Below are 26,353 nucleotides of genomic sequence, written 5' to 3'. Positions count from 1 at the left end.
GCCGTTGTCGTACCACGAGGTGCATCTGGCCACCGGGATGCTGGCCGCCCATCTGGACGTGGAACTCGACGAGGCGTTCACGCGGCTGCGCGCCCGCGCCTACGCCGAGGAGCGGCCGTTGCTCGCACTCGCACGCGACGTCGTGGCCCGGCGGGTCCCGCTCGACGACGAGGAGCTCGGCTGACCGACCGGCTGACCGGCGGTCAGGACTGGCAGGCGCATCCCGGGGCGCAGGTGACCAGCACGAGTTCGGCCGGCCAGGTGACGCTGTTCGCGCGCGTGGGACGGGTGGAGTCCGGGGTGACCTGCACTGTCCGCCGTCCGTCCGGGCCGGTGATGACGTCGGAGACTGCCCGATAGCCGTAGGTGTACTTGGCGGTCCCGAGGTCCTCGTCGATGGTGATCAGCAGAACTTGATGCCCGGTCACGTTCCTGGCGGCGAGAGCCGAACGTGGCTCCGCGCTCCCCTGCCGGGGCTCGTCGAGGTCGGTCACAACGACTCCTCGGGTACCCCGATCGGGATGGGTGGGCAGCCGACGGGGTCCGGGTCGGCTGCCCAATGGGCGGGTTGCATCCGGGAGGCGTCGTCGCCGCTCGGGTCTCCACCGGGTAGGCACAGGGTCTGGGTGCACGTCTGGATGTGGGTGATCGGACGCTCGGGGCGCCATGGTTTGTCTCGGTGCGCATCGGCGAGGTAGGCGTCGGAGCCGTCGGAAGCCGAGTCGACGATCGTCCGTGGCGAGGACGGCGCGAAGAGTTTTCCCTTCGTAGAAAGGGATCCGGGCCGACTCGCGGAACTTGGCGGGCTCGCTCATGCTTCGCCTCGCAGCTCGAAGTTGCCGCGGCGACGCCGCATGGCTAGCTGCCCAACCGGGATCGAAGCTACCACACCTGCCGGGACTTGCACCCGTGGCGAAGCCCCCGTGGCCGGGGCTGGTCCTGGTGACGGTCAGTCGTCGGTGCCTACCCGGAAGCCACCGTGGCTGGGCCTGAACATCGGAGCGAGCCCCTGGCAGTCGTTGATCGGCGCGCCGACGAACTCCCACGCCCAGTACATCCGGTCCCGGCCGCCGTGGTCGAGCACCGTGAAGGAGACCTTCTTCCCCGTCACGTCCGGGTCAGGGAGTGGGGGAAGGTCCGCGTAGCCGTGGGTGATGACGCCGGTGGCGATGGCCGCCGGGCCGGCGACCGTGAGGCAGGTGATGTCGCCCTCGAACTCGGCCCGGGCCTCGTCGGTCGTACCCACGCCGTGGAACACCCTGAACGTGCCGGTGGTGTTCATCGGATCGCCGTGCGCGTCGAGGTCGAACCGTGCGCGATCCCCGGCCCAGGGTCCGAACCACTCCGGAAGCTTCCCGGCCGCGGTTCCCACGAGGCTTCCCATGGACAACCACTCGAACCTCTCCCAGCGGAGGGCTGGCCGGCTCGCTCGTCGGAGGGACCTGTCTTCCTCGGGCGGGCGCCTGATTCTCGCCTCACGCGCAAGCGGCGTGCCGGCCCATGATCGGCACCCGGGTGGCCGGTGGAAGGCTTGGTGGCATGGACGCGCAGAACGACGTAACGGGATGTCTCGGGTGCGACCTGCTGGCGGGCAGACGTGAACTTCCCGGCGGGGTGATCCACCAGACCGATCACTGGGTGGTCAACCACGTCGTGGGCCCGCTGAACCTCGGCACGCTCGTCGTGGCGCCGCGCCGGCACGTGGTGGCGGTCGCCGAGTTGTCCGTCGAGGCCGCGGAGGAGCTGGGACGGGTGCTGCGTGACGCCTCGCGGATGGTCGAGGCGCTGTGCGAGCCCGAGCAGGTGTACGTGTGCCAGTGGTCGCATGGTGAGCCCGCGCGCAAGCACCTGCACTTCGTCGTACAGCCGGTGACGACTGACGTCGTACGAGCCTTTGGCGGACGGCGATCAGAGCAGCTGCAGGCAGCGATGATGGTGACGGACTACGAGGCGCCGCGCGAGCAGGTGGAGGCGTTCTGCGAGCGGGGCCGGCGCTGGTTCCGGGACGACGCCGGGTAGCCGCCTGTGAGCGGCGGGCGTCAGAGCGGAGCGAGTCGGGCCCTCAGCAGGCAGAACTCGTTGCCTTCGGGGTCGGCCAGGACATGCCAGGACTCCTCTCCCGTCTGCCCGATGTCCGCTCGGCGAGCGCCGAGCTTGAGCAGGCGTTCGAGCTCGGCGTCCTGATCGCGATCGGTGGCGTTGACATCGATGTGCAACCGCGACTTGCCCTTCTCCGGTTCATCCCTGCGGCTGAGGATGATTGTCGGCTGCGGGCCACCGAACCCTTCCCGCGGCCCGATCTCGAACATGTCGTCGCCCTCGCGGTCGAGCACGACGAAGTCCAGGACCTCGCACCAGAACTTCGCCAGCGTCTCAGGGTCACGACAACCGAGTACGAGCTCACTGATCCGACATGCCATTGACGAAACCTAACGTTCAAACTGGACCGCCGGATCGCCACACGTCGAGCGTCACGACTCCCGGCCTCGAACAACGTCGCGAGCGTACCGGGCGAGGCGAGCACTGGCGAGACCTTTCCGGTGCTGTTCGGACCGCTGCAGAACAGCGCAGTCCGAGCATCATCGCAACCGGCGATTGACCGCTTCGGCAACGCGGCTACATCTTCTCCTTGATGCCCTTGTCGATCAACCAGGAGTTGACCGGCATCGCGGAAAGCCACGATTGACAGCGTGTCGGCCTTCACCGCCGCACGACCAGCGGGGCGTAGCCTCGGGGTCGGGCGGGCGAGGGCCCTGTTTCACCCCCCGAATGACGGACGTAATCTCGATGCCGTACGGCTGAATGCGGGAAGGCGAGAGCGAGGACGGGTCCCCTGATGAGCTCGACTGCTGCTGCCGTCGCGGGCGCCGTGACGTTCGTGTGGCTGGGCATGGTGCTCGCCATCTCGTTCCTCGAGGCGCCGTTGAAGTTCCGCGCTCCCGGCGTGACGATTCCAATCGGGCTCGGCATTGGCAGGCTGGTCTTCCGGGCGCTCAACGCCGTCGAGGCGGTGCTCGCCCTGGTGATCGTGGTCGCAGTGGCCTTGAGCGACCCCTCGGCGGTTGTCGTCGCGTTCACCGCAGTCGTGGTGGTACTGCTAGCTGTGCAGCTCGCCGTGATCCGTCCGCGGCTGAACCGCCGTTCGGATGTGGTTCTCGCCGGCGCTCGTCTCGACGTAGGAGCCGAAGCGGAGACCCCTACAGGAACGGACGTACGCACCGAATCCGAGCAGCCCCGCTCGCACGGCCACCTCGCGTATGTCGCCTGTGAGGTCGTGAAAGTGATCGCTCTGCTCGGCCTCGGCGTCAGCCTGCTCGCCCGCGCCTGACCCACCCAGCCAGCCGTCCACCCGGGCGTGACGTACCCAACACTCAGCAAAAGTGGAATCCTAGAATCGTCTTTATCTACACTGAAGCCATGCGAATGACGGCGAGCACCGACCTGGCCCTCCGCGTGGTGATGCGGCTGGCCGTGGCGAACGGGGACGAGGACGGGAACGGCGGCGTAACCTCGATGCCCACCACCCGCGAGGTGGCGGATGCCGTAGCGGTCCCGTACACCCACGCCGCGAAGGTCGTCACTCGCCTGCAGCACCTCGGCGTCGTCGACGCCCGGCGCGGACGCAACGGTGGGTTGACACTCACCCAGGCCGGCCGCGCGAGTTCCGTGGGTTGGCTCGTTCGCGAACTCGAAGGCGTGCGCGATGTCGTGGGTTGCGAGGACGACCCGCCCTGTCCGCTGCGTGCCGCGTGCCGGCTGCGTTCGCTGCTCCGTAAGGCGCAGGAGGCGTTCTACGCCACGCTCGATCCCGTCACTGTCGACGATCTCGTGGCCTCACCCACGGGCCCAGTTCTTCTCAGTTTGACCGCACGATCCGCGGCGAGCTGAGTGCGCATGTGCGCGAAGCATCAACACCGCAACGCGATTCACCACTGTCCCGACCCAAAGTCACCTTGGAGGTAGGCCATGCTGTCCGAGCAGTCGGCTGCCATGATTCGTGCCACTCTCCCCGCCGTCGGCGCGGCGATCGGCGACATCACCGGTCTCTTCTACGACAGGATGTTCGCCGCCCACCCCGAACTGCTCCGTGACCTGTTCAACCGGGGCAACCAGGCGAACGGCACCCAGCGGCAGGCGCTCGCCGGCTCCATCGCGGCGTTCGCCTCGGCACTCGTTGAGCATCCCGACGTACGGCCGGACGCCATGCTCTCCCGGATCGCCCACAAGCACGCGTCACTCGGCATCACCCGTGACCAGTACGCGATCGTGCACAGGTACCTCTTCGAGGCGATCGCGGAGGTGCTCGGCGAGGCGGTCACGCCCGAGGTCGCGCAGGCGTGGAACGAGGTGTACTGGCTGATGGCGAACGCACTGATCGCCATCGAGTCCCGCCTCTACGCCGAGGCCGGCGCCGTCAACGGTGACACCTGGCGCGAGTACCGCGTCGTCGGACGCTATGAGGAGACCGCGGACGTGGCGACGTTCCTCGTACGCCCGGTGGACGAGGGCCCGCTGCCGCCGGCTCGTCCGGGACAGTACGTCTCGGTGCAGGTGGAACTGCCCGACGGTGCGCACCAGATCCGGCAGTACAGCCTGTCCGGGACCGCGCCGGACGCCCTGCGGTTCGCGGTCAAGCGGATCGTCGGCGCCCCGGACGGCGAGGTCTCCAACTTCCTGCACGACCGCGTGCACGAGGGCGCCGTCCTGCGGGTGAGCGCGCCGTTCGGCGACGTGAGCCTGGACGACGCGGACGGCCCGGTGGTGCTCGCCTCCGCGGGCATCGGCTGCACGCCCATCATGAGCATGCTCGACCACCTCGCCGCCACGAACTCCGCCCGGCACGTCACCGTCGCCCACGGCGACTACTCCCCCGCGACGCACGCGTTCCGCTCCGACCTGGAACAGCTGGTCGCCAAGCTGGGCAACGCCCAGGCCGCGGTGTGGTACGAGGTTCCTGAGGGTGAGTGGCCGGCTGAGCGGACGGGGTTCGTCGATCTGAGCGGGCTGTCGATCGCGTCCGACGCGACCGCATACCTCTGCGGGCCGCTGCCCTTCCTGCGAGCCGTACGAGGACAGTTGCTGGCCCTCGGCCTGACTCCGGAAGCCATCCACTACGAGGTCTTCGGCCCCGACCTCTGGCTCGGCCAGCAGTAGTCCTCCGCTGCAGCTACAGGCGCTCACCGGTCAACGGCGGGCGCCCATAGCAGTCGCCCCACGAACGCGGTCGCTCGGATGCTCTACGACGTTGACACCGCATGCAGGGCGAGCGCGTCGGGTAACCCGGCGTGGCCGCCCGCAACGTATCTGGGGCGGTCATCGGACCTTGACAAAGACGGCGTTCTGGCGGAGCGGTGCCGTAAGATCAACGAAGATGATCATGGAGCAGCTGGCGCTGGCCTAACCGGACCGCCTGGCTGCTGGGGTGCACGGGCGTTCCGGGGGGAACCTAAGTTGGGCACGCGTCGACTATCGGATGTCACGGATTCGGCAGCGATTATTGCGGCAGCTGCTGAGTATGACGAGCTTGGCGAAGAGACGTTCCACAAGCGATATGGCTTTGGCCGAGCAAGGTCATATGAACTCTATTTGGGAGACAGGAGATATCCTTCCAAGGCGATCGTGGGAGTGGCATACTCGAAGCAGTACCCGGGTGAGCGAGCGCTTACTGCGTCCGAATTCTCTGGTGGCGAGAAGACGGTTCTTTCCCTCCTTGAGAAACTCGGTTTCACCGTCGCTAACCCCGAGGGACTCCAAGGATCATTTGAACAGTCGCGCCTCTCCACATCAGCAAAAGAGTGGCACTTGGTGCCGGGCGAAATTATCAAGCGAACTGAGCTTCATGCCCAATATGGTGGTTCCGGTCAGGACGGAGTAAGCCCTTCGCGCCAGAGCGCTAATGTCTTCCTATTTACTGACCCCAGGTCCGGGTCACGACATGGCTACGAAGACGAGTGGGACACGGACGGCAGTTTCCTTTACACGGGCCGCGGTCAACGCGGCGATCAACAGTTCGTTAGCGGCAATAAAGCCATCCGGGACCACGCAGAGGATGGTCGGGCCCTCCGGCTTTTTGAAGGTGCCGGCGGATTTGTCACGTACGTTGGCGAGTTCGTCCTCGACGATGTACAGCCGTATCAATATGCGATGGCCGCCCAGACCGATAGCGACAAGCTCAGAAAGGTGATCATCTTCCGCCTGCGCCCGGTCTCGTCCCCTCCAACGTCACTACCGAAGAAGGACCTAGGGGCACCGTACCGACACCAGGACGAGCTCGTCCTTCCCAAGTTGAGTGAACCCCGTAGCCCTGATCCAGACTCCTACGGCCGCGGCCTGTCGGCCCATCGAAGACTTCAGAATCTCCTCGCGGCACATGTTAAGGACTCCGGCCTAACCCCGCTATCACCTTCGGTCCATGACCCCGATTTCGACCTCGCCTGGCATGCCGGCAGCAAGATGGTCGTAGTTGAAGTCAAAAGTCTCACTGCTGCGAACCAGGTGCGTCAACTCCGTATGGGCCTCGGACAGGTACTTGATTACACGGACACACTCACGACGCGCGGGGAGGACGTTAGTCCGGTTTTGTACGTTGAAGGCAAGCCTAGAGAGCACCGATGGATTGACCTGGCCGCAAAGTATGACGTGACGCTGGCATGGCCCGAGTCGGCGAATCACCTGCTTTACCGCATGGGCGGGTGAGTCATCTCAATGGGTGCCGGGTTAGTCAGTGTGAGGGTAAATCCTCGGCCGGTCAGTGCCGAAGGGGCGGCACCGTGGGCAACCTGGCCGTGCAGCTCACCACGAGCACTGCAGGTATAGGCGCACCAGCCGTCGCGCTGGGAGTACCCAAAAGTAACCTCAGTGCTGGTCACGACCTGCGCGAGATGGCGTTCGTGCAGGATCTGGACCGGCTCCACCCGCGTGGCGCTGGTCTCGCAGACCGCCACCCGTGTACGCGCCGAAGCAGCCCGTGTCACCGGTGCGCCGCCGCGAGCCGGATTCGACTCCACTGGGCGACAGCAAGCCAAGACACCACGGAACGGAGGCCCTAACGCCAGCGCAGCGGTTGACGCAGGATCTGGTGCAGACCACCTCCTGCGCGTGCGGTCACGAGATTATTCGGGTCGGCGCTCAAGGCCGTTGGATCCACAATGTCCCGGACTGGAAGCCCGGAACACAGCAGCTACGGCCTGGTCGGTTGCCGCGCGGTAAAATCCGCGCGCGACGGGGCCCGGGACAACTCGATCCCGGACCAGTCCAATGCGCCTCAGATGAGGAAGCGGCACTGATCCAGCGCCCGGCGTACCAAGCGTGCAATAAGCGAGATCAGATGATGCCGAGGGCGAGCATGGCGTCGGCGACCCGGATGAACCCAGCGATGTTCGCGCCGGCGATGTAGTTGCCGGGGGTGCCGTACTCCTCGGCGGTCTCGGCACAGCGATCGTGGATCGATCGCATGATCTCCTCGAGCCGCTCCTCGGTGTGCTCGAAGCTCCAGCTGTCGCGCGAGGCGTTCTGCTGCATCTCCAGCGCGCTGGTCGCGACTCCGCCCGCGTTGGCGGCCTTTCCGGGAGCGAACCCGACCCCGGCGTCGTCGAAGACCTTGATCGCGTCCGGCGTGGTGGGCATGTTCGCGCCCTCACCCACGACCCGGCAGCCGTTCTTGACGAGGGTGAGGGCGTCGGCGCCGTTGAGTTCGTTCTGCGTCGCCGACGGCAGGGCAATGTCGCAGGGAACGTCCCAGATCGTCCCGCCCACCACGTGGTCGACCGAGCTGCCGCGCGCCTCGGCGTAGTCGCGGACGCGGCCGCGCCGTACGTCCTTGATCTCCTTGAGCAACTCGATGTCGATGCCCTTCTCGTCGACGACGTAGCCGTCGGAGTCGGAGCACGCGACCACGGTGCCCCCGAGCTGGTGCACCTTCTCGATCGCGTAGATGGCGACGTTGCCGGATCCGGACACCACGACGCGCTTTCCGTCGTACGTCTCGCCGCGCGCCTTGAGCATCTCGTTGACGAAGAAGACCGCGCCGTAGCCGGTGGCCTCCTGGCGTACCTGCGAACCACCCCAGGCCAGGCCCTTCCCGGTGAGGACGCCGGACTCGTACCGGTTGGTCAGCCGCTTGTACTGGCCGAACAGGTAGCCGATCTCGCGCCGACCGACGCCGATGTCGCCGGCCGGAACGTCGACGTACTCGCCGATGTGCCGGCACAGCTCCGTCATGAACGACTGGCAGAAGCGCATGACCTCCGCGTCCGTTCGGCCCTTCGGGTCGAAGTCGGAGCCGCCCTTGCCGCCGCCGATGGGCATCCCGGTGAGGGCGTTCTTGAAGATCTGCTCGAAGCCGAGGAACTTGACGATTCCGAGGTAGACGCTCGGGTGGAAGCGCAATCCGCCCTTGAAAGGCCCGAGTGCGGAGTTGAACTGCACGCGGAAACCGCGGTTGAGCTGCACCTGCCCGGCGTCGTCGACCCACGGTACGCGGAAGATGACCTGCCGTTCCGGCTCGCAGAGGCGGCGGATGACGGCCGCGTCGGCGTACTCCGGATGCTTGGCGACCACCGGCCCGAGACTGCTCAGGACCTCTCGGACAGCCTGATGAAACTCCTGCTCGCCAGGGTTGCGGCGGAGTACTTCGGCGTAGATGTCGTGAAGCTTCTCGTCGAGGTCGCGCACCGCGCATCCTCCAGGCACACGTCGTCCCGGCCGGGGTCAGCAGCCGAGTGTGGATGTCGGAACGACGGCGCCGGTGCCGTCGACCGTCGAGGCTACCTGGCCCGGGCACCCCGTCCTGACCTCACCTCCGCCCGAGGCTCGCGGAGCAGAATCGGGCGGGTGAACGAGCGACGAGCAACCGAACCCGTCCGTATGACCCTGGACGTCACGATTCGCGACCTGTTGGGCACGTACGGCACCAAGACCAGCGCGGCAAGACCAGCGCAGCAAGACCAGCGCGTGGGACGACGAACTGGCCGACGGCACGGTCACCCGGATCGAGACGACGTGCGTCCTGCTGCGCAAGGACCTACGAGATGCCTGCGTACGAGAGGTGCCGTTCCCAGCAGGAGAAGGGTGAAGGCCGTGAGCCGCTGGAGCCCCGGGGCGGATCCGAGGTCGAGGTGCTGGTTGCCGTACGTGGCGTAGAAGTTGGCGGCGAGGTCGGTGACGACGCTGAGGAAGGCGAGGTCCAGCAGACGTTCAGCCAGTCCGGCGCCCAGGCGTACGGATACAGGCCATACCGGACGAGGTCGCTCACGTGCGTGAGCGTGCCGACGAGCAGCCCGGCCACGTACACGCCGGACGTGTTCAGAGCTGGGACAGGCCACCGAGCGGGACAAGCACCTCGTGTGACGACGGACATGCCCAGCCGAGCGAGCCGTCTTCGTACGTCGGCACCAGTGCATGGCGGTGGTGCGGGCATCCCGGCCATTCCTCGGTAGTCACCTCGGCGACGAAGGTTTTCAGCTGCTCGATCGACGCCTCGAGTTGCTCGCCGCCTTCGTCGGGCCCAGAACTCAGGGTCAACCGGCTGTACGGAAATCCGTCATGCCGAACCGACACTGCCTGCGGGAAAAGCTCCGGAATACTCAACCCGTGCGAGGCCGCGGTCTCGCGTACCTGATCGGGCACGCCCTCCGTCGTCACGATCTCGACCGACCAGCGGTCGCTCAGTGCGCGAAGGTCCGCATCCACACAAGCTGCGAGCTCGTCAATCGAAAACACCGGTGCTCCTTTCGCCCGGTTGGCCTGCCCGCCAGGACGAGGAGCGGGGGACCCGCTCGGACCTGGGGATTGGTGGGCCGCCTGGGGATCGAACCCAGAACTCGCGGATTTGATCAAGATAGCTGTCCGCGCTGTGCGTCATCTTGCGAACCTGACCGTGACCCCGGCATTCATCGGCTCGGCGGCGATCATCTGTTGCCGTCGGCGAGGGCCTCGGTGAGGAGATCGTGTGGGGAGAGTCCCGTGTAGCGGCGTACGGTGCGGTAGCACTGGGCGTAGCTGCCGAACCCCGCGGCGAAACTGGCTGCTGTCATGGGCATGCCCATCGGGTGGGCGATCAGTTCACGAAAACGCTGCAGGCGTTGCTTGTTGCGAAAGTCGGTCATCGACTCGCCGAGTTGTTGCTGGAACAGGGTGCTCAACCACGGACGGCTTACCCCGCAGCGGCTAGCCAGCGCCTCCAAGTCGTTGGCCTCGGCGTCGCCGGAATGGTCGAACAGCCATCGCGCTGCGAGCTCGACAGCCGGATGCAGGTGATCTCCGGTGAGTGCGAGATCGGCACTCTGGAATGCTCGCCAGCACTCCGCCAGCAGCCATGCCAGCCCGATCCGATGCCGCTTCGTGGACATGCCTGGATCGTCCAGTTGCGCGAAAAGCCTCGCCAACTCACGGGTTTCGGACGTGCCGGGTACGCGGACCAGCGTCTCCTCCGGCGACTCGTACAGCCACGCGACCGGAGGGCCGGCGCCGTCGGCCGCAGGTGTGGCGTTCGACGCGACCAGCGCGGGACAGAACACACCGATCCACATCTGCAGGTCGGGAGAACGGTTGATCAGCCGATGCGGCTGGCTGGGCAGCAACCAGCCCAGGCCATGGCGCGGCAGGTGGACCCGCAGCCCGGCGACGAGGTACTCCGCCCACCCGTCCAGGACGAGGTTGACTTCGAGTTCGTCGTGCCGATGATCCCGACGCATGGCGGGTACCGCCCATGCCTGGTGCAGGCTCGTCCAACCGTCCCGGTCCGGCGCGATCCGCAGATCGGTGGCGGGTTGGAGCTCGGCCGCTGCGCGTACCGGCATAGTGAGCTCACCTGACCAGATGCAATAAAGACAGAACGAGCGGTAATGCGGAGACGCTTTGGAGCATGTCAGCCTGTTGCGGTAGCAAAGGCGGCTCCATCCGTTCGGAGGTTACCAGATGACCACAGTGGCCAACGCCGATGTCGTCTCGCCCAGCGACGAAGCGCTCACGCGGCAGGAACGCGACTACCTCTTCGACGTCAACGGTTACCGCGTCCTGCGTGGCGCGCTCAGCGGAGACCAGCTGCAGGCGATCAACGCCTGGGTTGACGCGCAGGACCCCAGCGCCCTGCGTCCAGGCGAATGGATCGGCGACGTCGAGGTGCACACGTACGGCGCGGAGGATGGCGTCAACTTCCAGAACATCATCGAGGGTGGGCCGGCCTTCGAGGAACTGATCGACCATCCATCATGGATCGACGAGGTGCGGCGCTACATCATCTCCGGCGCGCACCAGCACTTGCGGATCGACGAGTGCTTCCTGAACGTCCGGCGCAGTGGCGGCTACATCCCGATCCATTCCGGCGGCGACAACGTACGGTTCACCGGGCTGTTCCGCTGGCACAACGGCAACTGGGCGGTCGGCCAGATCAACGTCCTGATGGCGCTGACCGACATCGGTTACGGCGACGGCGCGACGACGATCGTGCCGGGCAGCCACAAGGCGCACAGCGTGCATCCGCACAGCAACTGGAGTGCCGGGCACAGCGCGGACCAGGCGATCGGCATGCGAGAGGTGCACCTGCGCGCCGGTGACGCAGTGATGTTCACCGACGGGATCTGCCACGGTTCGATGCCGCGTACGAATCCGGGCGAGCGGCGGGTGCTGATCTACCGGTACGCACCGCATCTACTCGCACCGCGCATGAACTACCTGCCGTCGGAGGAGCTGATGGCCCGCCTGTCTCCGGTCCGCCGCGCGATCGTGATGCCGACGGCACCGCGGATGCGCCCTGGACGGACGTTGGCCGCCGAAGCTTTCCCGCACAACGCGGTAGGCGGCTGAGCCTCGACGATCGGGCGAACGTGTGTCCGTGGCCCTGAAGAGCGGAAGGTCGCCGCTGCGTCGTGGCCATTGCGGACGTCGGAACTGTCAGGTCGACGCCGGTGGGTCGAGGCTGAGCCGTCCCCGTCGCTGCAACACCGCGACGGCGATCGCTGCCCCGACTGCAAGGGTTCCCAACATGACGGGGCTGATCCAGGGTGTCGACCACTGCCGGCCGAGGTCGTCGGCATAGCCGATGGCGGTGTTGCCGAGCGCTGTGGTGATACCCGCCGCAGTCGTCGCGAGCCCGATGTAGGTCCCGGTGAGCCCGACCGGCGCGAAGCCGGTCACGAGGTCGAGCGCGTAGGGCTGCGCGACGTCGAGCCCCAACGTCAACAGCAGTGTCGCCACCAGCACCGGCGCCGCCGCTACGAGGATGCCGACGGCCCACGCTGTGGACGGACTGCCCGAACTGTCCGCCGGCGTCGACGTAGTACTCCACGCCAACGGGACGAACGACGCCGCGATGGCGACGAGACCGCAGACGATCGCCATCCCCGGTGCGAGGAGTCGGTGGAGCCACTTGATCATCCGGAGCTGGGTTCCCAGGGTCAGGAGCGTGGACACGAGGAACACGCACCCGGCCGCACCTGCCCATCCCGTGACGCGCGTGGCCTCGAGCGGAAGCGACAGATAGAACTGGTTGTAGAGCAGGAAGAGCACGGACGTCGCTACGGCGAAACCGAGGAACGAACGGTTGTGCAGGGCGTCGCGCACCGCCACGCCAAGCGCTCTGGTGGCGAGCGGTTCGACCGGGCGGTACGGCAGCTCGAAGCACTGCCAGACGGTGAGGATGGCGAAGATGCCAGCCGAGACGCCGGCCGTCCACCGGAAGTCCACCGCGACGAGGACACTGCCCAACAACGGGCCGGTGAGCGCACCGACAGTGCTCGCGATGTTCTGCAACGCGAAGGCGTCGAGGCGTCGCTCTCCCGCCTCGACCGCTATGTAGGCCCGCGCCGCCGGACTGAAGAAGGCACCGGCGAGGCCGACCATCATGGACGCCGCGACGAGTCCGACCACCTGGTCGACGACGGCGAACATGCCGAACGCCACACAACGCAACCCGCATCCGATGATGATCACCGGCCGCGCGCCGAACCGGTCAGCCGCTATACCCCCGACCAGGGTCAGGCCCTGTTGACAGAACACGCGGAGGCCGAGGATTGCACCGACGGCGGCCGCGGTGAGGTGATGCTCGTCGCGAAGGTACGTGGCGAGGAAGGGGATGAGAATGAAGAACCCGAACGCGATGCCGAACGAGTTGACCAGCAGCACCTGCACCGCCGGGGAGAGTGATCGCGCCAACCGGAAGGTTCTCATCGGGCGACCACGAGCCCAGGCTAACCCGCTGCACGAGACTGGCGCGCGTCCAGGGGTGGCCGCCTCCGCCCTTGTCACGACCCGGCCAGGTGGTCATCCCTACCCAAGGCGGCCGCAGCCGGCACCAACCGGTTGGTGCGCTCGTCGCACTCCGGCAATGTGAAGAGGTCGTGCTGCACGCACCTGCCGGTGTTCGGGTCCGGGCATGCGAAGGGGCGCCCGGGTGACCTTCCGCCAGGTGGCGGTGGCCGCGCTCGGCCGCCCCTTCGGTGTTGCTCGAACCGTCGAGCCCAGCCGACTCCGTCCAACGCGTGGACGGCTCGGATCCACGCGGTCGGGGAAACGCCTGGGTTGGCGTCAGCTGCGGCTGATCGACCAGGTAGCGAGGTAGATCGAGTTGCTGCCGCAGCCGGCGTTGGAATCGATGCCGGGGTGGTAGGTGGTGTGCCGGAAGGCGCCGTGCAGGGTGTTCAACCACAGTTGCTCACCGGTGAGCCCCACCTGCTCGAGAGCGACCGGGCCGTCGCAGTTCGCGGTGAGCAGGGAGGTGACCTGGTCGACGAGCCAGCCGGCGGCGGCGCCGAGGATGCTGCCGATGACCGGCATGACGAGGCCGCCGATGGATGCGCCGATGAGTGTGCCGGCGGCTGTGGTGGCTGCCTTGGCACCAGCGGACGCCAGTTGTCCGCCGATCTGGTGGAGCGTGGCGTTGGTCTTCTCCCAGTCGGCGTGTCCGCTGTTCACCACGAGATAGTTGAAGGCGAACTTGTCCGTCGGCGCGGTGATGGACACGTTCGGCACCTGGAGGCCGACCTGGTACGTGCCGTTGTTCAGGTCACCGAGGTCCTTGGTGACGGTCACCGGCTGATTGTTGTTGACGGCAACCGTCACCGAGGCCTTGTCGCTGTCCTCGTGTCGTGACCGGGTGTTGAGGATCTGAATCGACTCCAACCGGGCGGTGTAGTGCGCTGCCTGGAACGCCGGCGGCGCTGGGGTCGGCTGCGGGTCCGGCGGGAACGGCCGGTGCGGGAACGGCCAGCCGGGGAACGGTTGCGGCGCGAACCCCGCTTCCATGGCACCCGTGTCATTGGAAGCGTCGTTGCGGGCGGAATCCATCGTGTTCCTTCCTTGAACCAGGTAAGCGAGTCACGAGAGCGGTCGGGCATGGCAGTGAGCGGGCGCGACGGAGCGAGCAGGGACGACGCCGGGGTGTCTCGTTTCCGGCTTGTGACAGGCGGAAAGAACCGCCCGCGGTGAACTCGCCTGCGGTGAACTATCGAGTCAGGATCCCCGGTGCCCTATCGCGTGCGTGCCTCACGGCAGCAACCGGCAACCCGATGACGAGTGACTTTCATGTTGCGGCCCCCAGCCCTTTCAATGCGCGCCACGTCCCCTCATGATCAAGGGGAGTCGCACAAGTTGTCAGACTCATTGCCTAACGTTTACCGGCGGGCATAGGCCGTCATCGGGGATGGTAGGCGTCAAGTACGAGGGCGCCGAAGGCAGCAGCCGTCGAACTCCCACCGTTCGCTGAGTTCACGGGTCGCGTTCCGCTGCCGGCAGACCTCCACCTTCGGCGCGAGGGTGACCAGATGGACCGGCCGGGGTTCCATCAACCCCACCAGAAAGTCCAGTTCCGCAAAGGTCTGTCAGGAGTTGATCTAGCAGCACAATGAAGCCGACCAACGTCGAATCTGTTTTCGTTCAAGTCGTAGAATTGAAATTCTTTCGATTTCCATCGTATGTTCTCAATTCAGGACCCGTTACGTCGTGCTCTTTCAATTTCCGCCACGTGTCTTCTGTGTCCTTGGATCCGAAGGTAACCAATTGCATATCGTAATCAGGGCCTTCCCAGTCATGGGTAAGGTACGAAACTCTCGCGTCTCCGCCTTCTTTTACCTTGACCAGGAAGATCGTTGGCCCGCTGCCGAGGTCGAAGCAGTATCCATGGGGCCTTCAAGACGGCGGTGCGCTGGCGCCGGGTTTCGGTACGTTGATCGCAATGACCGCGGCAGCGTCGGAGTTCGACGTAGAACGAGTCCATCAGTCGGCGTCCAGGGCGCCAACCTTTCACGTGCCCAATGAGCGGCCGGATGTGCCTCTCGACGTAGCCCGGGTAGGTCCGCAGCGTCGACCTGGTTGAGCAGGCGCGTCCTGACCCTCTGCCTGCGCCGCTGCCTTGGGACCGGGCGGCACAACCTCCGTGAGGCTGAGCCGGCGCTTGGTGAGCGGATCGGTTCCGGCGAAGACACGGACTCAAAGTGCCCCGCTCGGTAGCACGTCGATCGAGCCGCGCTGTCTCTTCTGAGGTCCAGAGGACCTCAGAAGAGACACGAAGATCAGCAAGTTCGTGCCATGGCTGGTGTCACGCACGTATCCGGACTGAGACAGGTGGACGGGCTGTCGCAGGTCATTTCGCGGTGGGCCGCCTGGGGATCGAACCCAGAACCCGCGGATTAAAAGTCCGCTGCTCTGCCAGTTGAGCTAACGGCCCGGTGATCCGGCAGCCTACCGGGCGGGACGGCCTTGATGGCGCCTGGGCGTACGCCTGGTCACGGCGCGTCCGGAACCGCACCGACCGCCCGCGGCGCGTCCACTGACGGCGTACCGGACCTGATCGTCAGCAGGCGTCAGTCGGCTGTACGGGGATTCTCAGCGCCTCCGGCCACTGTGAAGGGCGGACCCGCCCGCCAACGCCCGAGAGGAACCCGGATGAGCAGCCACAACGTCGGCCCCGCCACCACCAGGCCGCGCAGGACGGCCGGCACGCTCGAAGTGCCCGGCGCGCACCTGTACTACGAGACCTGGGGCTTCGAACGCCTAGACAACTCCGAGCGCTCCACCAAACCGCTCCTGCTGCTGATCCCGGGCGGCCTCGGCGACGCCGGCGTCTTCAGTTCGCTCGCACCGGCGCTCGCCGACACCTACCGGGTCGTGACGTACGACCGGCGTGGCAACTCCCGCAGCACCGTCGCCAGCCCACCGCGCGAGGCCCGCATCGAGGAGCAGACAGCCGACGCGCTGGCCATCCTGGACGCGGTCGGCGACGCCGGCCAGTACGGCAGAGCCCAGGCGGACGAGCTCGAGCCTGTCCCGGCGTACGTCCTCGGAGGCAGCAGCGGCGCGATCGTCGGCCTCGACCTCGTCACGCGGCACCCGCAGCGGGTACGCACCCTCGTCGCGCATGAACCGCCGGTCGTCACCGTGCTCCCCGAGGCCGAGGAACGCCTGGCCCGCTTCGAACAGATCCACGCGCTCTACCTCAGCGAGGGCTCGGACCAGGCGATGGCCGCGTTCGTCGCGGACTACTCCGGCGGCGACGCTCCGGAGTTCGAGTACGACCCTGAGTTCCCGCCCGATCCCGACCTCCAGCGTCGCTTCGGGGACAACGTCGAGACGTTCCTGGGTGAGCTGTTGCCGGTCGTACGCTACGAGCCGGACCTCGCTGCCTTGCGTACCGCAGCTTCAAGGCCGGCCTCCGGCTTGTCCTCGGTGGCGGGCACGGCAGCAGCGCCCACTACCCGTATCGCGCGAGCGCGACCCTGGCCGAACGCCTCGGATCGGAGTACGCCGAGTTCGTGGAGTTCGCCGGGGACCACACCGGATACCTCGGCCGGGCACGGGCGTTCGCCGACAGGCTCCGCTCCGTGCTGCCCGCCAAATGACGCGGATGAGCCCAGGTCAGGGTGCCGGTTGCTCCAGCCCGACCAGGGCGACGATCTCCTCGTCCGACATTCCCGCACCCCGCGCGTAGGCCGCGTCGTACGTCTCCGGCCCCAGCAGCGATCGGACCTCCTCCGCCGTACGACCAGGGTCGTCGCCGCTGCGGTCCGGCCTGCCGCGGACCGCCTCGGCGACCCCCAGCAGGAAGGCAGCCCGCGAGGGATCACCCGACCGGTACGCCACCGCCGCCAGGCCGTGGACGACCATCGCCCGCATGGGCCGGTCGTGGCCGTGGGCGGCGAAGTTTCTCGCGTCCCGCAGGACGTCCGCCGCCGCGTCGACCTCGCCCGCCGCGGCCAGGACCAACCCCAGTCCGGCCACGATGACGATCCGCATCGGCAGCGGCATCGGCCTGCGCCCGGCCAGGTCCGTGCGCACCAGGTCGGCCTGCCGCCGGGCCTCGGCGAGATCGCCGGTACGGACCGCGAGCTCCGCCCCTCCCAGGCGTACCCACGCCGCAAGCTCCGGCGCCTGCCCCGCCTCCACGAGGGCGTAGGCCCGGGCGAGGTCGACCCGGGCGCCTTCGAGGTCCCCCGTGCGGGCCCGGTCGCCGGCGATCTGGGTCAGAGCAACAGGCAGGTCGGCGTCACTGCCGAGTTCCCTCAGCAGCGCCAGCGCCTCCTCCCGTGCGTTGATCGCCCGTGCGTACCCGCCGGCTCTCCCCCACAACCCGGCCAGGCTGCGGAGCGCGGACGCCCGCCCCCACCGGTCGCCGAGTTCGGTGAACCGGTCCAGTGCGCTGAGCAGATGGGCCTCGGCGACCTCGGTGTTGCCGGCGTTGTCCTCGATGTTGCCGAGGAACAGCTTTGCCATTCCCTGCCCCCACGGACGCAGGGCGGGGAACACCTCCTCCAGCCGGCGCCGCCCGGCCTCGCTGTCGCCCTCGAACGTCAGCGCCATCGACTCCAGCAACCCGAGTTCGGGGAACTCGTCCCGGATCGTCGACCCGGGCGCGTCGACGAGCGCGAGCGCCTCCCGCAGCGACCGCTTGCAGGCGTCGGCGTCCCCCGCCGTGAGGTAGCCGAACCCGGCGAGCATCAGCAGCAGGGCGCGTGGTCCGGGCGGGGCCTCCCCGGGTACGGCGAGCGCCGCGCGGGTCCAGTTCGTGGCAGCCGAGCGGTGCCCCTCCAGGAACCAGAACCACGAGAACCCGGCGACCAGGCGTACCGCCAGATCGGCGTTTCCGGAGTCCACGGCGGTACGCATGGCCGCGAGGACGTTGTCGTGCTCGGCGCGTAGCCGGGCCATCCACTCGACCTGCTCGCCGCCGCGCAGGTAGGGGACGCCTTCCTCGACCAGGCGGGCGAAACACTGGGCGTGCGCCGCGTGCATCGCCTGGGACTCACCGGCCTCGGTGAGGCGTTCGAGTCCGTACGCCCGAACCGTCTCCAGCAGCCGGTACCGCACCTCCCCGGCGTCGCCGCCGGCGCCCGCGCCACCACCGCTGCCGCTGCCACCGGCACCGCGCCGCCGGTCGATAACCGCGTCCACCAGCGACTTGTCCACCAGCGCTGCGAGTACGTCGAGCACCGCCTCCCGCGGCAGGTCGCCGTCGCCAGCACCATCGGCGGCACAGCCGCCGTCGTCGGCGCAGATCAGCTCGGCGAACTCCAGCGTCGCGCCGCCGTGGAACACCGCCAGCCGCCGCAGCAGGATCCGCTCCGGCTCCTCCAGCAGGTCCCAGCTCCACTCGACCACCGCGCGCAGCGTCTGGTGCCGTGCCAGGACGGTACGCCGGCCCGCCGTCAGCAGCCGGAACCGGTCGTCCAGCCGCGCGGCGATCTGGCCTACCGACAGCGACCTCAGCCGGGCAGCGGCCAGCTCGATCGCCAGCGGGATGCCGTCCAGGCGCCGGCAGATCTCCACCACCGACCCGAGCGTGTCCGGCGTGATCTGGAACTCCGGGCGCACCGCGACCGCACGGTCGGCGAACAACCTGACCGCCGGGTACGCCAGCGCGCCGGCCACCGGATCCGTGCTCGCCACCTCGGGCTCGGGCGGCAGGCCGAGCGGCGGGATCGGATAGAGACGTTCACCTGGTACGCCGAGCTGCTCCCGGCTGGTGGCCAGCACGCGCAGCCCCGGGCACGCGCCGAGCAGCCGGTCGACCAGCGCGGCGGCCGCGTCCACCAGGTGCTCGCAGTTGTCCAGGATCAGCAGGATCTGCTTGGCCCGGAACGCCTCGACCAGCACGGTCACCGGATCGCGTACCGGCACCGACTCCAGCTGCGCCCCGGTGAGCTGCGACGACGCCAGCAACGCCAGGTCGCGTACGCCCAGCGTGGACAGGACCGCCTGCGGCACCTCGCCCGGCTCGGCGATCGCCGCGAGCTCGACGAACCACGTCTCCTCGGCCGGCCCGGGCGTGGTGCGGGCGGCGAGCTCGAGGGCCAGCCGGGTCTTGCCGGCGCCGCCGGAGCCGACCACGGTGACCAGGCGTTCCTCCGTGATCAGCTTGCCGAGGCTGCGTAGTTCGGCGTCGCGGCCGACGAAGCTGGTGAGGGGTACGCGCAGGTTGGTCCGCGCCTGCTCGCGTGCGGAGCCGGAGCCTGCGTCGGCGTCGGCCTCGGAACCGGAACCGGAACCGGCGTCGGAACCGGCGTCGGAACCGGCCTCGTGAGTCGTACCGCCACCCACTCCCGCCGAGGTCCCGTCCGCCCCCGCCAACCCCGTCCTTCCGGCCGCGCTCGCCGGCAGCAACTTCGGGTCCTGCCGCAGCATCGCGAGGTGGAGGTCGGCGAGTCCGGCGCCGGGGTCGACGCCCAGCTCGTCGGCCAGCGCGACCCGGACCCGTTCGTACGTCGCCAGCGCGTCCGCCTGCCGCCCCACCGCGTACAACGCGCGCATCGCCTGGCCCTGCAGCCGCTCTCGCAGCGGATGGGCGGCGGCGAGGCGTTCCAGCTCGGCGAGCGCGTCGGCGTGCCGGCCGCAGGCCAGGTCGGCCTCCAGCCGGTCCTCGGTGGCGGACAGTCGCAGAGCCGCCAGCCGGGCCGCGGCCGCCTCGGCGAAGGGAGCGTCCAACGCGTCCGCGAGCGCGGGCCCGCGCCACAGATCCTCGGCGGTACGCAGCACCGCGGCCGCCTCGGCGTACTCTCCCGCCGCCAGCGCGGACCGCCCTCTCGCGGCGAGGCGTTCGAACCGGTGCGCGTCCACGTGATCCGGGTCCACCACCAGCCGGTATCCCGCCGGATGCGACTGGATCAGCGCCGGGCCGCCGGCCGCCGAGCCCGCACCCGCGTTGGAGCCCGGGCCCGGACTGCCCGGCGACAGCGCGCGCCGGAGCCGGGACACCAGCGACTGCAGCGCGTTCAACGCGCCGGACGGCGGCTCCTCACCCCACAGCCCGTCGATCAGCGCCTCGACCGTGACGATCGCGTCCGGGTGCAGGGCCAGCCGGATCAGGAGTGCACGCAGTCGCGACCCGCCGATCTCGACCGGTCGCCCCTCGTCGTCCCGCAGCTCCAGCGGGCCCAACATCCGAACGTGCACGCACCAAGCCTTTCAGGTCCCGACCCCTACCCGACGCTCCCTGGCGCCGCGTGGTTGGTCGCAGGAGGAAACGGTAACTACTCTCATAGCCTTGATCTCTCCCGGAAGGCGGGTCGTTCACCGATGGCCGACAACACCTACGACGTGATCGTCATCGGCGGCGGCGCGGTGGGCGAGGTGCTCGCCGAACGCGTCGTCAAGCGGGGCCTGTCGGCCGTGATCGTCGAGTCCGAGCTCCTCGGCGGCGAGTGTTCCTACTGGGCGTGCATGCCGAGCAAGGCACTGCTGCGCAGTGGCGAGGCGCTCCGCGCGGCGAAGAACGTCAAGGGCGCCTCGGCCGCGGTGACCGGCGAACTCGACGCGGCCGCGGTGCTCGAACGCCGCGACTCGTTCACCAGGAACTGGGACGACTCCAGCCAGCGGGAGTGGGCGGACGGCGCCGGGATCACCGTCCTGAAGGGCCGCGCCCGGCTCGACGGCCCCAAGCGGGTGGTCGTACGTCTGAACGACGGCAACGCCGGCAACGGCGGCACGGGCGGCACGGGCGGCACCGGCGGGGAGGAACGCACGCTGGAGGCCCGGCACGCAGTGGCCGCCTGCGTCGGCTCGCTCCCCCGGATCCCCGACATCCCCGGCCTGCGCGAGGTCCGCCCCTGGACCAGCCGGGACGCGACCAGCGCGAAGGAGGCGCCCCGCCGGCTCGCCGTCATCGGCGCCGGCCCGGTCGGCAGCGAGCTGGCCCAGGCGTGGAACGACCTCGGATCGCAGGTCACGCTCCTGGTCGCCGAGGACCGGATGCTGCCCACGCTGGAACCATTCGCCGGTGAGTACGTCGCGAAGGCGCACGTCGAGGCCGGCATCGACGTACGCACCAACGTCACCGTGCAGTCGGTCTCCCGGCTCGCCGGCACAGGCGGCGGTGAGGGGGACGTGGGCCCGCTCAGCGTCCAGACCGACCAGGGCGAGATCGTCGTCGACCAGATCCTCGCCGCCACCGGCCGCGAACCCTCCACCGGCGAGCTCGGCCTGGAGACCGTCGGGCTCGAGCCGGGCAGGTGGCTCGACGTCGACGACAGCTGCCGGGTCAACGGCGTCGAGGGTGGCTGGCTGTACTCCGCCGGCGACACCAACCACCGTGCGCTGTTCACCCACCAGGGCAAGTACCAGGCGCGGGTCTGCGGCGACGCCATCGCCGCCCGGGCGCGCGGGGAGCACGCCGCGCCGGTGGCCTGGTCGCCGTACGCCGCCACCGCCGACCACGGCGCGGTGCCGGCGGTCGTGTTCACCGACCCGGAGGTGGCGATGGTCGGGCTGACCGAGCAGGCCGCGATCGACCAGGGGATGACCGTACGTGTCGCGGAGTACGAGATCGGCAACGTCGCGGGCGCCGCGCTCTACGTCGACGGCTACACCGGGCACGCCAAGCTGGTCGTCGACCAGGAGCGACTGGTCCCGGTCGGGTTCACCGCCGTCGGCCCGGCCGCGGGCGAACTGCTGCACGCGGCGACGGTCGCGATCGTGGGCGAGGTGCCGCTGGACCGGCTGTGGCACGCGGTTCCGGCGTACCCCACGGTCAGCGAGGTCTGGCTGCGACTGCTCGAGACGTACGGCATGTAGGTCGGCGGCGGTCTTCGGCCGGCTGTCCTCCGGCCCCGGCTACTCCCCCGACGCGGTGAAGTAGCGGCCGCGCCGGTGCAGGAGCGGGTCGTTCTCCTCGCCGAGTTCGATGTGCTCGAGTTCGGCCTCGACAGCGAGCGCCCAGCCGATCGGCCGGGTGTCCAGCACGCGGCAGCCGGCCCAGGTCTGCACCGAGACCGGCACCGGACCCCAGTCGGTGTCGCGCCACTCGGTGAGCCGGAACGCCCCGCCAGGCGCCGGCATCAGGCCCGCGAACGCGTCGGCCAGCGACCGGTGCTCCCAGCGCAGCACCGACAACGCGAACCTGCCGGAAGCCTCGGCCACCGGCCACAGGTCGGAGTCCTCGTCCACCAGGCCGAGCACCTTGCCGGGTTCGCCGTCCGCGACGACCAGTCCGGACACCGGCAGTCCCGCGCGCCTCGAACCCAGCGCGGCCGTCCACAACGTGACCGGCGCAGCCAGCCGGCCGCGGAGCCGGCGGATCGGGTTGCGTTCGTGCGGGGGCGGCAGGAACGGGTGCTCGGCGTGGATCTCGCCTCCGGTCTCGGACACGCCCTTCACTCTGCCCGGTCCGGCCACGACATTTCACCTCGGGCGGCGGTTCCACGCCGGTCGCACGCCGGTCGCACGCTGGCTGCACTCGGGTTCCACCCCGTCCCATCCGATGCCAGCGGTGCGTAACCGGCTACTCACTTACGGCGTCCAGGCATTGATACGTAGCAGCGCGATCGCCTTCGCCGTGAGAAGATAGGTGCCTTCATCGACGACGGCGTACCGGGGTCCGACAGGTGTGTGTGCGCCTGCCCGCGGGCACGTCTGGGGGTAAAAGGGAGTGTGGTCGCCGTGAGTGTCCTCGACCATCAAATACACCAGCTCTCCGCATCTGCGCGCAAGAGGCTGCAGCAGGACGAAATCGACCTCACCGCCCGGCGGGCCGAGCTCGTCGCCGAGCAGGGCAGCGAGACCGGCGGCGATCTCGTCGACCAGGCGTCCTTCGCGACGCAGCAGATCGAGATCGAGTCCATCGACCGCCGGCTGAGCCGCATCCGCGAGCTCCTGTCGGCGACGACCGTGGCCAGTGACGCACCCGAAGACACGGTTGCGGTCGGATCCGTCGTCACGCTCCGCTTCGACGACGGCAGCACCGAGACCTACCAGGTGGGTCTGATCGAGGAACAGGCCGACGACGTGGTCGCCCTCACCCCGAGCAGCCCTCTCGGTCGCGCGTTGATGGGCCACAAGGTGGGCGACAAGGTCACCTACGCCGCACCTGTCGGCGAGCTCAGTGTCGAGATCGTGCAGGTGGCCGGTAGCTGACGCGCCGCCTGAGAGGCGACACCGGCACCCGCCGGTCAAGACCATGGAGGGTCCTGGCCGGCGGGTGCCGCACGTTCGGGGTCAGTCGTAGCCCAGCTCGTGCAGCCTGGCGTCGCCGATGCCGAAGTGGTGCGCGATCTCGTGCACGACGGTGACGTGCACCTCGTCCACCACGTCGTCGTACGTCTCGCAGATCCGCAGCGTCGGGTGCATGAAGATCATGATCCGGTCCGGCAGCACCCCGGCGTAGCTGTGGTCCCGGTCGGTGAGCGGTGTCCCGTCGTACAGCCCGAGCAGGTCGTCCGGCTCCCCCGCCGGAGGCTCGTCCTCCACGAAGACCGCGACGTTGTCCATCAGGGCGGCCAGCTCGGGCGGCACCTCGTCCAAGGCGATGCCGACGAGTTCCTCGAACTGCTCGCGGGAGATCTCCAGCACGTACTCATTCGAGCACAACGGGACGGTCCCGGCTGGACGCTTGATCATGCTCGGTGAATCCGGATCGGACCCGGCAAGCTGCCGTGGCACCCCCGGCTCCCCTGCCGCTCCGTACGACGGCGTGGGCGACGTGGGGTACAACGGTGGGGATGCCTGACCAGCCGAACCAGCCCCCCGGCTCCGATCTCGCCGCCCGTACGGCCGCGCTGAGGCGCACGGTGACCAATGCCGTACGGGCGGTGGCGCAACTCCTCGTCCTGCTCGGGGCGTACCTCCGGCGGCCCGCCATGGTCGCGGGGGTGGTGCTGCTCGCCGGCGCCGGCGCGTGGTTCGGAATGGCGGTGCTGGGTACGACGAGCCGGCCGATCGGTCCGGTGGAGACGTCCATGCGGCTGGCGCCGTCCCTGCACGGCGAGTCGGTCCTGTCGCTCCCGCCACTCGGGACGCTGGCGATCAACAGCCACGACGGGCCGCTGCAACTCGACGTGACCGTGGACCGGATCAACCAGGACGCCGCCAAGCGGATCTTCGAGGACCCGACCGTCCTCGCCGGCCTGGAGGGCGAGGTGATCAACGACGTCCGCAAGGGTGTGTACGCCACCGCCGGGCGCGGCCTGGTCGCCGGGACCGCCTGCGCGATGCTGGTGACGCTGATCGCGGTCCGGCGTCCCCGGCCGACGCTGGTGGCCGGCGGGGCGGCCGCGGTGGCGATCGCGGGGATCTACTCGTTCGCCGGGCTCACGCTGCATCCCCGGGCGATCGCCGAGCCCCGCTACACCGGACTGCTGACCGGCGCCCCGTCGTTGATCGGCGACGCGGAGGACCTGGCGCACAACTTCGACGCGTACTCCAAGGAGCTCGTGCGGCTGGTCACGAACGTCACCAAGCTGTACGACGTCACCGCCACCCTGCCGGCGTACCAGCCGGACTCCAACGTCACCCGCGTCCTGCACGTCTCCGACCTGCACCTCGGCGAGCACGCGTGGGACGTGATCGCGTCCGTGGTCAAGCAGTACCGCGTCGACGTCATCGTGGACTCCGGCGACATCACCGACCACGGGACGAGCGCCGAGAACGTCTTCCTGAACCGCATCCCGTCGCTGAAGGTGCCCTACGTCTGGGTGCGCGGCAACCACGACTCGACCGTCACCGAGGACGCGATGAAGGCGCTGCCGAACGTCGTGGTGCTGGACGGCTCGGTACGCAAGGTGAAGGGGATCACCTTCCTGGGCGCGGGTGACCCGAGGTTCACCCCCGACCGGAGCAACCGGAACATCCCGGCCGAGACCGAGGCTGTCGTACGTCAGGCGATCGGGCTGGGCAGGGTCGCCGACAAGTACGACGCGTCGCACAAGGACGAGCCGCCGTCGGAGCTCGGGGCGACGCCGGACCCCACCGCCACGCCTGGGGAGACACCCGGGGAGACCCCTGGATCGACGCCCTCGCCCGGCCAGACGGTCGGGCCGAACGGCGAGCCGATCCTCAACCCGCGGCCGGCGATCGACGCGATCGTCTACCACGACAGCGCGGGCGCAGCGATCGTCGACGGCAAGGCGTCGCTGATCCTCACCGGGCACGCCCACAAGCGGCTGAACCTCACGCTGCCCAAGGGGAGCCTGCTGATGCAGGAGGGTACGACCGGCGGGGCCGGCCTGCGGGCGCTGGAGAAGTCCAAGCCCGCGCCGATCGAGATGTCGGTGCTGTACCTCGACAAGTCGACGCAGGAACTCGAGGCCTGGGACGAGATCACCCTCGGCGGGCTCGGGCTCACGTCCGCCCAGATCGAACGCCACCAGGTCAAGCCGGAGAAGGCGACCACGCCGAGCCCGGTGCCCACCCCGACCGGGCCGTACCCCGACTCGCCGCTGCCGACCCCGACGATCACCCGGTTGCCGACCGAGGAGCCGTCGAAGACCCCGGGCGAGACTCCGGCGGGGTCGCCGCCCGCCACTCCGTCCGAAACCTCCTCGCCGGGCGGGGAGCCGGCCGGGGCGGCCAGGCAGGGCGTACCGAACCCGGGATGATCTGGCCGTCGACCGGCGCTGATCGGCCTCAATAGGGGCAAATCCGCAGGTCAGCGGGGCCAGCTCGGGTAGCGTGGGCGCTCGAGGGTGCCCGGTTTGGCCCGCCAGACGGCCTACCCATACACTTGTGCGGTCCCTGACGGCGGAGAGATCCGGCTGGACTTGCCCTCATCGTCTAGAGGCCTAGGACGCCGCCCTTTCAAGGCGGTAGCACGGGTTCGAATCCCGTTGGGGGCACGCACGATGGGTGCGATAGCATTCAACGTCGCAAGGCAAGAACGCATGACGCATGGCCCCGTAGCGCAGTTGGTTAGCGCGCCGCCCTGTCACGGCGGAGGCCGCGGGTTCGAGTCCCGTCGGGGTCGCTGGGTGATCGGCACAGCCGATCACCTTGTTGTATGGGCAGGTAGCTCAGTTGGTACGAGCGTCCGCCTGAAAAGCGGAAGGTCGGCGGTTCGACCCCGCCCCTGCCCACCACCTCTGACCTGCGGGTTCACCTTCGACGTGAATCCGCGCTGGCCGGAATGACGCCAGCGCTGACGCCAACAGCGTCCGCCGGC

At 68.7% G+C, this 26,353-nt stretch carries 21 protein-coding genes, 4 tRNA genes and 1 pseudogene; 14 read left to right on the top strand and 12 right to left on the bottom strand.

What is annotated here, in order from left to right; translation table 11 throughout:
* Positions 1-4: 4 nt before the first annotated feature.
* A complete protein-coding gene (locus BLU27_RS29820; protein ID WP_197681736.1) occupies positions 5-184 on the top strand; it encodes an ANTAR domain-containing protein in 180 nt (59 codons plus the stop codon).
* A 19-nt stretch (positions 185-203) separates the two neighbouring features.
* Here BLU27_RS29820 and BLU27_RS07915 read toward each other — a convergent pair whose 3' ends face one another.
* Positions 204-494 (bottom strand): hypothetical protein, encoded by a 291-nt coding sequence (locus BLU27_RS07915; protein ID WP_092651983.1) that lies wholly within the window; start codon positions 492-494, stop codon positions 204-206.
* A 455-nt stretch (positions 495-949) separates the two neighbouring features.
* Positions 950-1,384 (bottom strand): hypothetical protein, encoded by a 435-nt coding sequence (locus BLU27_RS07910; protein WP_092651981.1) that lies wholly within the window; start codon positions 1,382-1,384, stop codon positions 950-952.
* A gap of 155 nt (positions 1,385-1,539) precedes the next feature.
* Between BLU27_RS07910 and BLU27_RS07905 the strand changes: the two genes are divergently transcribed.
* Positions 1,540-2,019: an HIT family protein gene (locus tag BLU27_RS07905; protein ID WP_197681735.1), complete on the top strand. Its 480-nt coding sequence runs from the start codon at positions 1,540-1,542 to the stop codon at positions 2,017-2,019.
* A 20-nt stretch (positions 2,020-2,039) separates the two neighbouring features.
* Here BLU27_RS07905 and BLU27_RS07900 read toward each other — a convergent pair whose 3' ends face one another.
* Positions 2,040-2,420: a VOC family protein gene (locus tag BLU27_RS07900; protein ID WP_092651979.1), complete on the bottom strand. Its 381-nt coding sequence runs from the start codon at positions 2,418-2,420 to the stop codon at positions 2,040-2,042.
* A gap of 449 nt (positions 2,421-2,869) precedes the next feature.
* Here BLU27_RS07900 and BLU27_RS07895 point away from each other — a divergent pair, with 449 nt between their 5' ends.
* The 4 genes from BLU27_RS07895 (at position 2,870) to BLU27_RS28880 (ending at position 6,696) form a co-directional block, all read left to right on the top strand.
* A complete protein-coding gene (locus BLU27_RS07895; protein WP_241827843.1) occupies positions 2,870-3,328 on the top strand; it encodes a hypothetical protein in 459 nt (152 codons plus the stop codon).
* Positions 3,329-3,417: 89 nt separating this feature from the next.
* Complete coding sequence (locus BLU27_RS07890) at positions 3,418-3,888, top strand: RrF2 family transcriptional regulator (protein ID WP_092651975.1); 471 nt, start codon at positions 3,418-3,420, stop codon at positions 3,886-3,888.
* A 78-nt stretch (positions 3,889-3,966) separates the two neighbouring features.
* Complete coding sequence (locus BLU27_RS07885) at positions 3,967-5,154, top strand: globin domain-containing protein (RefSeq protein ID WP_092651973.1); 1,188 nt, start codon at positions 3,967-3,969, stop codon at positions 5,152-5,154.
* A gap of 78 nt (positions 5,155-5,232) precedes the next feature.
* A complete protein-coding gene (locus tag BLU27_RS28880) occupies positions 5,233-6,696 on the top strand; it encodes a ScoMcrA-related endonuclease (protein WP_157728322.1) in 1,464 nt (487 codons plus the stop codon).
* 627 nt (positions 6,697-7,323) lie between these two features.
* Here BLU27_RS28880 and gdhA read toward each other — a convergent pair.
* The 3 genes from gdhA to BLU27_RS07870 all read right to left on the bottom strand — a co-directional run bounded on the left by gdhA (position 7,324) and on the right by BLU27_RS07870 (position 10,799).
* Entirely contained in the window at positions 7,324-8,673 is a 1,350-nt protein-coding gene (gene gdhA, locus BLU27_RS07880) for an NADP-specific glutamate dehydrogenase (protein ID WP_092651971.1), read from the bottom strand.
* 630 nt (positions 8,674-9,303) lie between these two features.
* On the bottom strand, positions 9,304-9,627 hold the full coding sequence (locus BLU27_RS07875; protein WP_157728320.1) for a hypothetical protein: 324 nt from the start codon (positions 9,625-9,627) through the stop codon (positions 9,304-9,306).
* Between the two features lie 281 nt (positions 9,628-9,908).
* The gene (locus BLU27_RS07870; protein ID WP_092651967.1) at positions 9,909-10,799 is read right to left on the bottom strand and encodes an AraC family transcriptional regulator; all 891 of its coding nucleotides are present in this window, start codon (positions 10,797-10,799) and stop codon (positions 9,909-9,911) included.
* 118 nt (positions 10,800-10,917) lie between these two features.
* Between BLU27_RS07870 and BLU27_RS07865 the strand changes: the two genes are divergently transcribed.
* Positions 10,918-11,805 carry a phytanoyl-CoA dioxygenase family protein gene (locus BLU27_RS07865; protein WP_092651965.1) on the top strand — a complete coding sequence of 296 codons (888 nt, stop codon included), beginning with the start codon at positions 10,918-10,920 and terminating at the stop codon, positions 11,803-11,805.
* Between the two features lie 87 nt (positions 11,806-11,892).
* Here the strand turns inward: BLU27_RS07865 and BLU27_RS07860 are convergent, their stop codons facing one another.
* The 3 genes from BLU27_RS07860 to BLU27_RS07845 form a co-directional block, all read right to left on the bottom strand.
* Positions 11,893-13,167, bottom strand: coding sequence for an MFS transporter (locus BLU27_RS07860; protein WP_092651963.1), 1,275 nt, complete (start codon positions 13,165-13,167; stop codon positions 11,893-11,895).
* 357 nt (positions 13,168-13,524) lie between these two features.
* On the bottom strand, positions 13,525-14,283 hold the full coding sequence (locus BLU27_RS07855; protein WP_092651961.1) for a hypothetical protein: 759 nt from the start codon (positions 14,281-14,283) through the stop codon (positions 13,525-13,527).
* 1,305 nt (positions 14,284-15,588) lie between these two features.
* Positions 15,589-15,661 (bottom strand) — tRNA-Lys (locus tag BLU27_RS07845).
* Between the two features lie 35 nt (positions 15,662-15,696).
* Here BLU27_RS07845 and BLU27_RS31165 point away from each other — a divergent pair.
* Positions 15,697-16,347: pseudogene (locus BLU27_RS31165) on the top strand (alpha/beta fold hydrolase); the annotation flags it as partial.
* 501 nt (positions 16,348-16,848) lie between these two features.
* Here the strand turns inward: BLU27_RS31165 and BLU27_RS07835 are convergent.
* Positions 16,849-20,379 (bottom strand): AfsR/SARP family transcriptional regulator, encoded by a 3,531-nt coding sequence (locus BLU27_RS07835; protein WP_157728318.1) that lies wholly within the window; start codon positions 20,377-20,379, stop codon positions 16,849-16,851.
* A 123-nt stretch (positions 20,380-20,502) separates the two neighbouring features.
* Between BLU27_RS07835 and BLU27_RS07830 the strand changes: the two genes are divergently transcribed.
* The gene (locus BLU27_RS07830; protein WP_172804907.1) at positions 20,503-21,996 is read left to right on the top strand and encodes a dihydrolipoyl dehydrogenase family protein; all 1,494 of its coding nucleotides are present in this window, start codon (positions 20,503-20,505) and stop codon (positions 21,994-21,996) included.
* 39 nt (positions 21,997-22,035) lie between these two features.
* On the opposite strand, the gene BLU27_RS07825 is transcribed toward BLU27_RS07830, so the two are convergent.
* Positions 22,036-22,569 carry a flavin reductase family protein gene (locus tag BLU27_RS07825; protein WP_172804906.1) on the bottom strand — a complete coding sequence of 178 codons (534 nt, stop codon included), beginning with the start codon at positions 22,567-22,569 and terminating at the stop codon, positions 22,036-22,038.
* 291 nt (positions 22,570-22,860) lie between these two features.
* On the opposite strand from BLU27_RS07825, the gene BLU27_RS07820 reads away from it, so the two are divergent.
* Positions 22,861-23,334, top strand: a complete 474-nt coding sequence (locus BLU27_RS07820; RefSeq protein WP_157728316.1) for a GreA/GreB family elongation factor — start codon at positions 22,861-22,863, stop codon at positions 23,332-23,334.
* An 81-nt stretch (positions 23,335-23,415) separates the two neighbouring features.
* Here the strand turns inward: BLU27_RS07820 and BLU27_RS07815 are convergent, their stop codons facing one another.
* Positions 23,416-23,817: a metallopeptidase family protein gene (locus BLU27_RS07815; protein ID WP_241827842.1), complete on the bottom strand. Its 402-nt coding sequence runs from the start codon at positions 23,815-23,817 to the stop codon at positions 23,416-23,418.
* Positions 23,818-23,918: 101 nt separating this feature from the next.
* Between BLU27_RS07815 and BLU27_RS07810 the strand changes: the two genes are divergently transcribed.
* From BLU27_RS07810 to BLU27_RS07795, 4 genes are all read left to right on the top strand, one after another.
* The gene (locus BLU27_RS07810; protein ID WP_092651953.1) at positions 23,919-25,793 is read left to right on the top strand and encodes a metallophosphoesterase family protein; all 1,875 of its coding nucleotides are present in this window, start codon (positions 23,919-23,921) and stop codon (positions 25,791-25,793) included.
* A gap of 164 nt (positions 25,794-25,957) precedes the next feature.
* Positions 25,958-26,030: transfer RNA gene (locus BLU27_RS07805), tRNA-Glu, on the top strand.
* A gap of 54 nt (positions 26,031-26,084) precedes the next feature.
* Positions 26,085-26,158, top strand: a tRNA-Asp gene (locus BLU27_RS07800).
* Positions 26,159-26,193: 35 nt separating this feature from the next.
* Positions 26,194-26,270 (top strand) — tRNA-Phe (locus tag BLU27_RS07795).
* The last annotated feature ends 83 nt before the right edge of the window (positions 26,271-26,353 follow it).

It is taken from the genome of Actinopolymorpha singaporensis (genome assembly GCF_900104745.1).
Classification (GTDB): Bacteria; Actinomycetota; Actinomycetes; order Propionibacteriales; family Actinopolymorphaceae; genus Actinopolymorpha; species Actinopolymorpha singaporensis.
The sequence above is the reverse complement of the archived record's forward strand: the minus strand, read 5'-3'. Positions and strand labels throughout refer to the sequence as shown.